This is a genomic window from Bradyrhizobium sp. Arg816 (assembly GCF_029989365.1).
Lineage (GTDB): Bacteria > Pseudomonadota > Alphaproteobacteria > Rhizobiales > Xanthobacteraceae > Bradyrhizobium.
Window position 1 is genome coordinate 266281 of the sequence record NZ_JAPRAQ010000009.1, and the last position, 12021, is coordinate 278301.

At 63.9% G+C, this 12021-nt stretch carries 13 protein-coding genes; 12 read left to right on the forward strand and 1 reads right to left on the reverse strand.

Annotated features, from left to right (window positions below; translation table 11 throughout):
• Positions 1–41 precede the first annotated feature (41 nt).
• The 3 genes from OWC48_RS23395 to OWC48_RS23405 all read left to right on the forward strand — a co-directional run bounded on the left by OWC48_RS23395 (position 42) and on the right by OWC48_RS23405 (position 2210).
• Positions 42–881 (forward strand): shikimate dehydrogenase, encoded by an 840-nt coding sequence (locus tag OWC48_RS23395; protein ID WP_282522062.1) that lies wholly within the window; start codon positions 42–44, stop codon positions 879–881.
• A gap of 67 nt (positions 882–948) precedes the next feature.
• Entirely contained in the window at positions 949–1575 is a 627-nt protein-coding gene (locus OWC48_RS23400) for a hypothetical protein (RefSeq protein WP_282522063.1), read from the forward strand.
• A gap of 14 nt (positions 1576–1589) precedes the next feature.
• The gene (locus OWC48_RS23405) at positions 1590–2210 is read left to right on the forward strand and encodes a hypothetical protein (protein ID WP_282522064.1); all 621 of its coding nucleotides are present in this window, start codon (positions 1590–1592) and stop codon (positions 2208–2210) included.
• A 124-nt stretch (positions 2211–2334) separates the two neighbouring features.
• On the opposite strand, the gene OWC48_RS23410 is transcribed toward OWC48_RS23405, so the two are convergent.
• On the reverse strand, positions 2335–3471 hold the full coding sequence (locus OWC48_RS23410; RefSeq protein ID WP_282522065.1) for an alpha-hydroxy acid oxidase: 1137 nt from the start codon (positions 3469–3471) through the stop codon (positions 2335–2337).
• A gap of 119 nt (positions 3472–3590) precedes the next feature.
• Between OWC48_RS23410 and OWC48_RS23415 the strand changes: the two genes are divergently transcribed.
• From OWC48_RS23415 to OWC48_RS23455, 9 genes are all read left to right on the forward strand, one after another.
• Positions 3591–3758, forward strand: coding sequence for a hypothetical protein (locus tag OWC48_RS23415; protein WP_208084565.1), 168 nt, complete (start codon positions 3591–3593; stop codon positions 3756–3758).
• A gap of 220 nt (positions 3759–3978) precedes the next feature.
• On the forward strand, positions 3979–5322 hold the full coding sequence (gene glmM, locus OWC48_RS23420; protein WP_071909589.1) for a phosphoglucosamine mutase: 1344 nt from the start codon (positions 3979–3981) through the stop codon (positions 5320–5322).
• Between the two features lie 272 nt (positions 5323–5594).
• Positions 5595–6842, forward strand: a complete 1248-nt coding sequence (locus OWC48_RS23425) for an MFS transporter (RefSeq protein WP_282522066.1) — start codon at positions 5595–5597, stop codon at positions 6840–6842.
• A 229-nt stretch (positions 6843–7071) separates the two neighbouring features.
• The gene (locus OWC48_RS23430) at positions 7072–7947 is read left to right on the forward strand and encodes an outer membrane protein (RefSeq protein ID WP_282522067.1); all 876 of its coding nucleotides are present in this window, start codon (positions 7072–7074) and stop codon (positions 7945–7947) included.
• 168 nt (positions 7948–8115) lie between these two features.
• A complete protein-coding gene (locus tag OWC48_RS23435; RefSeq protein ID WP_282522068.1) occupies positions 8116–8997 on the forward strand; it encodes an outer membrane protein in 882 nt (293 codons plus the stop codon).
• Between the two features lie 75 nt (positions 8998–9072).
• Positions 9073–9663, forward strand: a complete 591-nt coding sequence (locus OWC48_RS23440; protein WP_028151832.1) for a glutathione S-transferase family protein — start codon at positions 9073–9075, stop codon at positions 9661–9663.
• A 30-nt stretch (positions 9664–9693) separates the two neighbouring features.
• Positions 9694–10158: a GNAT family N-acetyltransferase gene (locus OWC48_RS23445; protein ID WP_282522069.1), complete on the forward strand. Its 465-nt coding sequence runs from the start codon at positions 9694–9696 to the stop codon at positions 10156–10158.
• Between the two features lie 271 nt (positions 10159–10429).
• Entirely contained in the window at positions 10430–10621 is a 192-nt protein-coding gene (locus tag OWC48_RS23450; RefSeq protein WP_014492058.1) for a hypothetical protein, read from the forward strand.
• A 79-nt stretch (positions 10622–10700) separates the two neighbouring features.
• The gene (locus OWC48_RS23455; protein ID WP_014492059.1) at positions 10701–11873 is read left to right on the forward strand and encodes a phosphoserine transaminase; all 1173 of its coding nucleotides are present in this window, start codon (positions 10701–10703) and stop codon (positions 11871–11873) included.
• Positions 11874–12021: the final 148 nt, after the last annotated feature.

Genomic DNA, 12021 nt, shown 5'->3' on the forward strand with positions numbered 1-12021 from the left:
GGACGCGAAATGGATCGCCTCGAACACGACCCGAGGGAAAGATGACCGCGCCCAGGACTCCCGCAGCTTGTTTGATCGGATGGCCGGCCGCGCATTCGCGCTCGCCGCTGATCCATCGCTACTGGCTGCGCACGCTCGGGATCGAGGGAGGTTACGTCATCGAGGCGGTCCCGCCCGAGGATCTGCGCGACTTCGTGCTGCGGCTGTCGCTGCGCGGCTTCGTCGGCGCCAACGTTACCATCCCGCACAAGGAAGGCGTGCTGGCGCTGTCCACGCCCGATGCGCGCGCCAGGGCCGTCGGCGCTGCGAACACGCTGTGGTTTGCCGACGGCGAGCTGCGCTCGACCAATACCGATGTCGAAGGTTTCATCGGCAATCTCGATGCCGCAGCGGCCGGTTGGGACAGGGCGGAAGAAGCATTGGTGCTCGGGGCCGGCGGTTCCTCGCGCGCGGTCGTGTTCGGCCTGCTCGAACGCGGCATCAAGCGAATCCACCTCGCCAACCGGACCATCGCGCGCGCCGAGACGCTGGCAAGACAGTTCGGGCCGAACGTGCATCCGCTTCCCTGGGACGGCATCAACGATTTGCTGCCGCGCGCAAGACTTCTCGTCAACACGACCTCGCTCGGCATGCACGGCCAGCCTTCACTCGATGTCGACGTGGCGCGCCTGCCGGACGGGGCGGTCGTCGCCGACCTCGTCTACGTTCCCCTGGTGACGCCGCTGCTGGCGGCTGCGAAGGCGCGCGGCCTGAACACCGCCGACGGCCTCGGCATGCTGCTGCACCAGGCGGTGCGCGGCTTCGAGCTGTGGTTCGGCCAAAGGCCGGAAGTCACCACGGAGCTGCGTGCGCAGGTCGAGGCCGATCTCACAAAGACTTGAAAGAATAACGGCGAATAGCGCCCCATCTCCGGAGTTCTATCCCAGTGGGGACAATCCGGAGACCGTCATGCCTGTTCAACGTGCAACATTCACACGTCCGCTCATCGCCGTCGCGATGGTGGCCGCTTCCACCCTCTATGCCGTCGCGCAGAAGGCGCCGGTGCCGACGCGCGTGCGCGGCACGATCGAGAGCGTCAATGGCGACACCATGCAGGTCAAGTCGCGCAGCGGCGAGGACGTCAAGCTTCGCATCGCCCCTGACGTGAACGTGTCGGGCATTACCAAAATTTCACTCGCCGACATCAAGGTCGGCTCCTTCGTCGGTGCCACCACGGTGCCGGGTCCGGACGGCGGCCAGAACGCGGTCGAGGTCCACGTGTTTCCGGAGAGCATGCGCGGCACCGGCGAGGGCTCGCGGCCCTATGACCTCAAGCCGAACTCCAGCATGACCAATGCCACGGTGTCGGAGAGCGTGGTCGGTAATGACGGCCATACGCTGCTGGTGAAGTACAAGGACGGCGAGAAGAAGGTGTTCGTCGCCGACAACACGCCGGTCGTGACCTTCGTGCCCGGCGACAAATCCGAGCTGAAGGCCGGCGCGAAAGTCATCGCCTTCATGAAGCAGCTGCCGGACGGCTCGTTCGAAACCAACCGCGTCAGTGTCGGCCGCGATGGCCTGACACCGCCGATGTGATGGAGGATGGCCACATGTCGAAATCAAGCTGGATGCCACGTCTGTTCGTGGCCGCGTTCGCCGTCACTTCGATGTTCTCCGCCTCGGCGCAGCAGGCGCCGACGGTGCGCATCCGCGGCACCATCGAGAGCGTCGACGGCAACACGCTCGGCATCAAGACGCGCGAAGGCAGCGACGTGAAGGTGCGCATGACCGACAACGTCGCGGTCTTCGCCGTGGTCAAGACGTCGCTCGCGGAGATCAAGGAAGGTTCTTATATCGGCGTGACCGGCATGCCCGAGCCCGACGGCACGCAGAGGGCGATCGCCGTCCACATCTTCCCCGAGAACCAGCGCGGCGCGGCCGAAGGTTTTCGTCCCTGGGATGCGCGCGCCAACTCGACCATGACCAACGCGACCGTGGCGCAGACGGTGGAAGGCACCGACGGCCAGAACATCACCGTCAAGTACAAGGACGGCGAGAAGAAAGTGGTGGTGCCGCCGGACACGCCGATCGTCACCTTCGTCGCCAGCGACAAATCCGAGATCAAGCCCGGCGCCAAGCTGATCATCTTCGGCGCGGCGAAAAAGGACGACGGCTCGCTGGAGGCCAACCGGGTGAACGTCGGTCGCGACGGGATTACGCCGCCGATGTGAGGGACTGGCGCTGAACTCGTAGGGTGGGCAAAGGCGCACTTGCGCCGTGCCCACCACTTTCCCGCGTTTCGCGAAATTGGTGGGCACGCTTCGCTTTGCCCACCCTACGGCGCCGCCGCTTCGGTCACACCGCAATAATATGATCGTCGATCTCGTCGATCCTGTTGACGCCGCACAGGCCCATGGTCGTGAGCAGCTCTTTCTGGATGATGTCGATCGCCTTGGCGACGCCGGCCTGGCCGCCGGCACCGAGGCCATGGGCGTAGGCGCGGCCGATCATGCAGGACTTTGCCCCGAGCGCGAGCGCGCGCATCACGTCCTGGCCGGAGCGGACACCGCCGTCGAACATGATCTCCATCTGCGAGCCGACCGCGTCGACGATCTCCGGCAGCACCTCGATCGAGGACGGTGCGCCGTCGAGCTGACGGCCGCCATGGTTGGAGACGACCAGCGCCTGCGCGCCCGTCTTCGCGGCGAGCTCGGCGTCCTCGACGTCGAGGATGCCCTTCAAAATCAGCTTGCCCGGCCAGATGCTGCGGATCCACTCGATGTCGTTCCAGTTCAGCGAGGTGTCGAACTGCGAGTTGATCCAGGTCGACAGCGACGTGATGTCGTCGCTGACCTTCAGGTGACCGGCGAGATTGCCGAAGGTGCGGCGCTTGCCCTGCAGCACGCCCGACACCCAGGCCGGCTTGGTGGCAAAATCGATCAGCTTCGACAGCGACCATTCCGGCGGCACCGTCATGCCGTTCTTGATGTCCTGGTGACGCTGGCCGATCACCTGGAGATCGACGGTCAGCACGAGCGCGCTGCATTTCGCCGCCATCGCGCGCTGGATCAATTCCTTGATGAAGCCGCGGTCCTTCATCACGTAGAGCTGGAACCAGAACGGCTTCTCGACATTGGCGGCGATGTCCTCGATCGAGCAGATCGACATCGTCGACTGCGTGAACGGGATGCCGGCGGCCTGCGCGGCGCGGCAGGCATGAATCTCGCCGTCGCCATGCTGCATGCCCAAGAGGCCGACGGGCGCCAAGATCAACGGCATGGTCGAGGACTCGCCGAGGATCATGGTCGAGGTGTCGCGCCTGGAGACGTCGACCAGGACGCGCTGGCGGAACTTGATCGCCTGCATGTCCTCGCGGTTGGCGCGCAGCGTTTCCTCGGCATAGGAGCCGCGGTCGCAATAGTCGAAGAACGCCTTCGGCACGCGGCGCTGATGCAGCGTGCGCAGGTCGTCGATACAGGTGATGTGCTTCATGAACGTTTCCCCGGCCCGTCTTGCATCAGAAGTCTTGCTTCAGAAGTCTTGCATCGGAAGATCGAGGGGTCATCTAGCATGGTTGGATGCACAGCCAAATCGTTTGCGAGGAGGGCGCCATGAGCAAACCGCACGGACAGCCGACACCGGAAGAGATCAAGGAGAAGCAGGATCTCGACGACGCGCTGGAGGAGGGCCTGGAAGAGACCTTCCCGGGTTCCGATCCCGTCAACGTCACCCAGCCGGCGCCGAGCCGCCAGGACGGCCATGTGAAGCGCTCCGACTAGGGGGCGGGTTCCGCTCCGGTTCGCCCCGTCGGTCGGAAATATAGTGCTAACAATAAGTTACCGGGGCGGCTTGGGCCCGGTCCCGTAATGATTAATCACATTTTTTGAAGCCAAGTTAGCCTCGAAGGCATTATAACGTCTCAGCAAATCAGGGATGCGGGTCCCTTTCGGGCATCCCGTAGTTGTAGAGGGGTCCCTGGTTGTTGCGTGGGGGACGATTATGAGCCGCAAATATTTCGGGACGGACGGGATCCGGGGCCGCGCCAACGGACTGATCACGCCGGAGCTCGCGCTCAAGGTCGGCCAGGCGGCAGGTCTCGCGTTTCAGCGCGGTGATCATCGCCACCGGGTCGTGATCGGCAAGGACACCCGTCTGTCCGGCTACATGATCGAATATGCGATGGTCGCGGGCTTCACCTCGGTCGGCATGGACGTGCTGCTGGTCGGCCCGATGCCGACGCCGGCAGTGGCGATGCTGACCAAGTCGATGCGCGCCGATCTCGGCGTGATGATCTCGGCCTCGCACAATCTGTTCGAGGATAACGGCATCAAGCTGTTCGGCCCGCAGGGCTTCAAGCTGTCCGACGACGTCGAGAAGCAGATCGAGCAGCTGCTCGACGAATCCCTCGACAAGCGGCTCGCTCAGAGCGCGAGCCTCGGCCGCGCCCGCCGTATCGACGGCGTGCACGACCGCTACATCGAATTCGCCAAGCGCACGCTGCCGCGCGATCTCTCGCTCGACGGTCTGCGCGTCGTGGTCGATTGCGCCAACGGCGCCGCCTATAAGGTGGTGCCGGAAGCGCTGTGGGAATTGGGCGCCGACGTCGTGCCGATCGGCGTCGAGCCCGACGGCTTCAACATCAACAAGGAATGCGGCTCGACCTCGCCGGAAACGCTGTCGAAGAAGGTGCGCGAGATGCGCGCCGACATCGGCATCGCGCTCGACGGCGACGCCGATCGCGTCATCCTGGTCGACGAGCGCGGCCACACCGTCGACGGCGACCAGCTGCTCGCGGTGATCGCGCAGAGCTGGAAGGAAGACGGGCGGCTGTCGCGGCCGGGCATCGTCGCCACCGTGATGTCCAATCTCGGCCTCGAACGCTTCCTCAAGGGGCAGGGGCTCGATCTCGTGCGCACGCCGGTCGGCGACCGCTACGTGCTCGAGCAGATGCTGAAAGGCGGCTACAATCTCGGCGGCGAGCAGTCCGGCCACATCATCCTGTCCGACTATGCCACCACCGGCGACGGCTTCGTTGCGGCCCTGCAGGTGCTGGCCGTGGTGCAGAAGCTGCGCCGGCCGGTGTCGGAAGTCTGCCACCGTTTCGACCCGCTGCCGCAGATCCTGAAGAACGTCCGCTACAAGAGCGGCAAGCCGCTCGAGGATTCCGACGTCAAATCGGCGATCTCCGACGGCGAGAAGCGGCTCAACGGCCACGGCCGCCTCCTGATCCGCTCGTCCGGCACCGAGCCCGTGATCCGCGTCATGGGCGAGGGCGAGGACCGCCTGCTGGTCGAGGACGTCGTCGACACCATCGTCTCCGCGCTCGGACAGGCCGCGGCCTGAGGTCTTTCTTACCCTCCCCTGGAGGGGGAGGGTCGGCGCGAAGCGCCGGGGTGGGGTGATCTCTCCTCACGGGCAGCTTTCCATGTGGAGAGATCACCCCACCCCGCTCGCGCTGCGCGCGATCGACCCTCCCCCTCCAGGGGAGGGTGAAGCGCTCTTGACCGGCCGACGACACTCGCATCCCAGCCATCGACGATTGGCGGTGGTTCCACCGTCGCTTGCATCGTAATTGGCTGGTCGCGGCAATCTGTCGTGCCCGCCGGGATGCTCCATTGAACAAGCCTGTCGTCGTCTCCGAGGAAACGCTGACCGAGCCGGTCGTCGTCAGCGACGTCACGCCCGCCCGGGCTGCCGCAGGGCCGGCCTATGTCGTGCTTGCCGGCATCAGCTTCTCGCACTTCCTCAACGACACCATGCAGTCGCTGATCGCCTCGGTGTATCCGATCCTGAAGGACACCTACGCGCTCGACTTCGCGCAGATCGGCATGATCACGCTGGCCTTCCAGTTCACGGCCTCGCTGCTCCAGCCGGTCGTCGGGCACTACACCGACAAGAAGGCGCAGCCCTATTCGCTCGCGATCGGCATGGCCTCGACCTTCTTCGGCCTGCTGCTGCTCAGCGCTGCACACCAATATCTCGTCATCCTCGTCGCCGCCGCGCTGGTCGGCCTCGGCTCGGCAGTGTTTCACCCTGAATCCGCGCGCATCGCGCGGCTCGCCTCCGGCGGCCGTTATGGTTTCGCGCAATCGGTGTTCCAGCTCGGCGGCAGCTTCGGCACGTCGATGGGGCCGGTGCTGGCGGCGCTGATCGTGGTGCCGTTCGGGCAGGGCAGCATCGCCTGGTTCTCCTCGATCGCGTTCCTCGCGATCCTCATCCTCTGGCGCATCGGCCGCTGGTATGAGCCGCAGATCAAGGCGAAGAAGACGGCGACGGTTCAGGCCCATCCCGACGCGCCGAGTTCGCGCCGCGTCGCGGTCGCGCTTGCGGTGCTGGTGGCGCTCTTGTTCTCGAAGCAGCTCTACGTCTCGAGCCTGTCGAGCTACTACATCTTCTATCTGATCGATCGCTTCGGCGTGTCGACGCAGGCGGCGCAGATCTATCTCTTCATCTTCCTTGCCGCGAATGCGGTCGGCGCGTTCTTCGGCGGTCCGCTGGGCGATCGCTTCGGCCGCAAGATCGTGATCTGGATCTCGATTCTCGGCGCGCTGCCGTTCACGCTGGCGCTGCCCTATGCCGAGCTCTATGCGAGCGCGGCGCTCAGCGTCATCATCGGCCTGATCATCTCCTCGACGACGTCGTCGATCATCGTGTTCGCGCAGGAACTGGTGCCGCACCGCTTCGGCATGATCTCCGGCGTGTTCTTCGGTGTCGCCTTCGGCATCGGGGGCCTGGGTGCCGCCGTGCTCGGCAAGCTCGCCGATCACACCTCGATCGAGTTCGTCTACCAGGTCTGTGCCTGGCTGCCGGCGATCGGTCTGCTTGCGGTGTTCCTGCCCAAGCTGCCGCGGCACCTGCGTTAACAAATCCTGTTTCGCTGCATTGCGGCTTCATCAATCGTTAGCAATTGGGGGCGTCTGGGCGGCTCTTTTTTGCAACGCTTCTGCTGCATGCACGCGAGTGGTGAGAAAAAATCAACCTTAAAAATTAGGGTTAAGTGGCGCTTAAACATTTGGTGCCATCGTCCTCCCGTGAGTTTCCAGAACGTGGGGCGTCAGCATTTTGCCTCACCGGCCATAAGGACGAAGCCAAATGCGTAGCGTTAAGTCTCTCCTTGCCGCGGGTGCGGCGACCCTGATCTCGTCGATGGCGTTCGCCGCCGATATGCCGATCGCGGCTCCGCCTCCGATGTACGCGCCGCCGGCTCCGCCCGTCGACTTCGGCGGCTGGTATCTCCGCGGCGACATCGGGTTCAGCAATCAGAGCGTGAAGAGCATCCGCAAATCCGACGAGTCGGCCTATTCCCAGATCAGCTCGCTCAATCAGACGACGGGCTTCGACGCCGCAGGAATCTACGGACTTGGCGTCGGCTATCGGGTCAATAGCTGGTTCCGAACGGACTTCACCGCACAGTATCGCGGCAAATCCAATTTCAAGGGCTCGGATGTCTTCCAGGCGTCCGCCTACGGCGTTGGGTATTCCGGGATCGACAATTACAGCGGCAGCAAGTCGGAACTGCTGTTCCTGGCAAACGCCTATGTCGACCTCGGCACCTGGTGGTGCATCACGCCGTTCATCGGAGCTGGTGTTGGCGCTTCGCGCGTCAGCATTTCGAACTTCACCGACACCGGCGCTGTCTCGCCCTTCGTCGCGCCGGGACCGACGGTTACGCCCGGAACCTTCCCGAGCTACGCGACCGCAGCGAGCGGGTCCAAGTGGAATTTCGCCTGGGCAGCCCATGCCGGTCTGGCCTACAAGGTCAACCCGAGCCTCACACTCGAACTGGCCTACAGCTACGTGGATCTGGGACCTGGCACGACCGGAGCCATCTCGGACTTCACGGGGTTCACCCGGGGCAACACCTTCAAGTTCAACGAGATCACCTCGCACGACGTCAAGCTCGGCGTGCGTTGGGATCTGAGCAGCCCGCCGGCCTACATGCCGCCGCCGCTCGTCACCAAGGGCTGATCGTCAGCCTCATCGCTTAACGTCTCTTAACGGCGCGGGATCATCCCGCGCCGTTTTGCTTTGCATATTTTTCATGGCGGGCGGCGACGAAAACGTCAGACGCAACCATTGGTTAAGGTTAACGAGCCATGATCACGAGTGAAAGTTCGAGTTCGATGGAGCGTTGGGATGCGTAGGCTTCTGTTGGCGGCGGCGATGTTGGGGACGGTGTCTGCCGCGCAAGCGGCCGACATGCCGGATCTGCCCATCCTGCGCGGCGGCTTCACCGATGGTCTGTCGAAGACGACGCGCAACTGGGACGGCTTCTATGCCGGCGGCAATTTCGGCTACTCCTCGGCATCAACCGACTTCAGCCAGAGCGTCGTCGGCCTCACCAATTTCATCTTCCGCGACAGCGTGCTGCAAGGGCCGACATCGTCGTGGTCGCTCCTCAACAAGACCACGACGCAAGGCACGAATTTCGGCGGCTTCGTCGGCCGCAACTGGCAATGGTACGATGCCGTTCTCGGTCTCGAGGGCACCTACACCTATTTCAACAAGATTTCCTCGCAGTCGTCCGGCTCCAATGCGCTCGATATCGTCAACCCGCCTGGTGACGTCCAGCCCACCGGCGTGACCAACCACTATCTCACGACATTGACCGGCACCGCCGCGGCGACGGTCAAGGACATGGTCACGCTCCGCGGGCGCGTGGGTTGGGACGGTGGCGATTTCATGCCTTACGCGTTCGCCGGAGCCGCCATCGGCCGCATGGACGTCTCCCGCACCGTGACGAGCGATGTGAAGCTGCGTCAGGATGCCACCGTGCAGGACGCATTCGGTAACGTCATCACCATCATCGGAACGCCGCATCAGGTTCTGGCGCAGACGCAGACCCAGCACAGAACCAACAATTTCGTGGTCGGCTGGACCGCCGGTCTCGGACTGGAATACTGCCTGTGGGAAGGACTGTTCGCGCGGGTGGAATATGAATACGTGAAGTTCTCTCCCGTCATGAACACGTCGGTGACGCTGAACAATGCGCGCGTCGGGCTCGGTTACAAGTTCTGACGCTGCTTCGCCGCGCCGCGGTTGACAGGTTCCCTCCGTCCTGATGCTCTGTCGCTCCAAAACGGGGCGACGGCGATGAAGATCTACGGCGACACCAATTCCGGCAATTGTCTCAAGGTGAAGTGGGTCTGCGACAAGCTCGCGCTGCCTTACCAATGGATCGAGATCGACACCCGCAAGGGCGAGACGCGCACGCCGCAATTCCTGAAAATGAACGGCGCCGGCCAGGTGCCGACCGTCGCCTTCGACGACGGCCGCACGCTGGCGCAGTCCAATGCCATCATCCGCTATCTCGCTCGCGACAGCGCGCTCGTTCCGCGCGATGCCTTCACTGCGGCCAAGATGGACGAATGGCTGTTCTGGGAGCAGTACAGCCACGAGCCCTATATCGCGGTGTGCCGCTTCCAGTTGGTCTATCTCGGCAAGGACGCGTCCGAGCTCGACCCTGACAAGGTCAAGCGCGGCTATGCGGCGCTCGACCGCATGGAGCAGCATCTTGCGGCAAGCCGCTTCTTCGCCGGCGAGGAAGTTTCGCTCGCCGACGTCTCGCTGCTCGCCTATACCCGCCTCGCGCATGAAGGTGGCTTCGATCTCGGTCGCCATGCCGCCATCCGCCGCTGGATCGGCGAGGCCGAAGCCTGGCTCGGCCTTCCACCGGCGCGCTGAGAGTCACGCTGATTCTTGGAGTTTCCCGACATGAACGAGAAGTCCGTCTCCATCCGTCCCGCGCGCCGCGAGGACGTTGCGGCGATCGTCGCCATGCTTGCCGACGATCATCTCGGGCGGGCCCGCGAGCGCGTGGAGGATCCGCTGCCTGGGTCCTATTACCAGGCGTTCGAGCGGGTCGCGCGCGATCAAAATCTCACGCTCGTGGTCGCAGAGAGCGAGGGCAGGGTGGTCGGCTGCCTGCAACTTGCGATCTTGCCGGGCATCAGCACGCAAGGCGGCATCCGCGGTCTGCTCGAAGATGTCCGCGTTGCCACTGATTGTCGCAGCCGCGGCATCGGCGAGCAGCTGGTGCAATGGGCGATCGCGGAAGCGAAAGCGCGCGGCTGCAATCTGGTCGAACTGCTGACGCATCAGACGCGAACAGATGCGCAGCGCTTCTACAAGCGGCTCGGCTTCGCTGCGAGTCACGTCGGCATGACTGTCCGCTTTTGAGGCAGTAAGAGCGTTTTCGAGCGAAGTGGATACCGGTTCGCGTAAAGAAAACGCGTCAACACAAAAATCAAGAGTCCCATTCCGATTGTATCGGAATGGGGCTCTGGCCGCGAGCCTTGCGCGATCAGCAAATTCGGATCGCGCATTCGTTCATATTAAGAGCCGGTAAACTACCCAGCCGTCGTTCACGTTGAGCCGGGAACGATCGGTGCTACGGCAGCGTCAGACACCGGGCTCGGTCGGTTCGGGGATTTCGATGACAAGCTATTCCATGATCAAGGTCGGCAACGATTACGTCGTGCAGGCCAATGACAAATGCATTTTGAAAGTCGGCAGCCGCCGTCGTGCCGCGCAATTGATCAGCGATGCCACGGACTTGTTGAACGCGCTTGCCGTGGTCGAATCCCCCAAGATTGCGCCGGAAGCGCCTTCACTCCAGCGTGAGACGCCGGAACTTCCTTGACTGCACTTCCCGTTTCCCGTATCAGCCGCGGCGGGACACCTCCCCCCAACGGGAGGCTTACTATCTGGAAGGGTAGATCATGACTGTAGCGAAGCCCGCTTCGCGGCCGAACGTGCCGCATTTCTCCTCCGGCCCCTGCGCCAAGCGCCCCGGCTGGAACGCCCAAAATCTCAAGGACGCAGCGCTCGGCCGCTCGCATCGCGCGAAGGTCGGCAAGACCAAGCTCAAGCTCGCGATCGATCTGACGCGCGAAGTGCTTGAAGTGCCCGCCGATTATCGCATCGGCATCGTGCCGGCCTCCGACACCGGCGCGGTCGAGATGGCGCTGTGGTCGCTGCTCGGTGCGCGGCCCGTCACCACGCTCGCCTGGGAATCCTTCGGCGAGGGCTGGGTCAGCGACATCGTCAAGGAATTGAAGCTCAAGGACGTCACCAAGCTCAACGCTGCCTATGGTGAAATCCCCGATCTCTCCAAGGTCGATCCGAAGTCCGACGTCGTCTTCACCTGGAACGGCACCACCTCCGGCGTGCGCGTCCCGAACGCCGACTGGATCAGCGCGACCCGCGAAGGCCTGACCATTTGCGACGCCACCTCGGCCGCGTTCGCGCAGCCGCTCGACTGGGCCAAGCTCGACGTCGTCACCTTCTCCTGGCAGAAGGCGCTCGGCGGTGAAGCCGCGCACGGCATGCTGATCCTGTCGCCCCGCGCTGTGGAGCGGCTCGAGACCTACAAGCCGGCCTGGCCGCTGCCAAAAATCTTCCGCATGACCAAGGGCGGCAAGATCAACGAAGGCATCTTCGTCGGCGAGACCATCAACACGCCGTCGATGCTGTGCGTCGAGGATTATCTCGATGCGCTGAACTGGGCCAAGTCGATCGGCGGCCTGAAGGCGCTGATCGCGCGCGCCGACGCCAACACCAAGGTGCTGGCCGACTGGAAGGCGAAGACGCCCTGGATCGACTTCCTGGCCAAGGATGCCGCGATCCGCTCCAACACCTCGGTGTGCCTGAAGTTCACCGATCCCGCGATCACGTCGCTCTCCGAGGACGCGCAGGCCGACTTCTCCAAGAAGCTGGTCGCGCTGGTCGAGAAGGAAGGCGCGGGCTACGACTTCGCCTACTACCGCGATGCGCCGGCCGGTCTGCGCATCTGGTGCGGCGCCACGGTCGAGGCGAAAGACGTCGAGCTCTTGACCCAGTGGATCGACTGGGCCTTCGCCGAGACCAAGGCACAGCTCGCCAAGGCCGCCTGAGCTTCTGACCCTCCCCTGGAGGGGGAGGGTCGACGCACCGTCAGGTGCGGCGGGGTGGGGTGATTTCTCCACGCGGCGCACCGGCGAGTTTCGAATCCGTAGCTTCACCCCACCCCGGCGCTTTGCGCCGACCCTCCCCCTCCAGGGG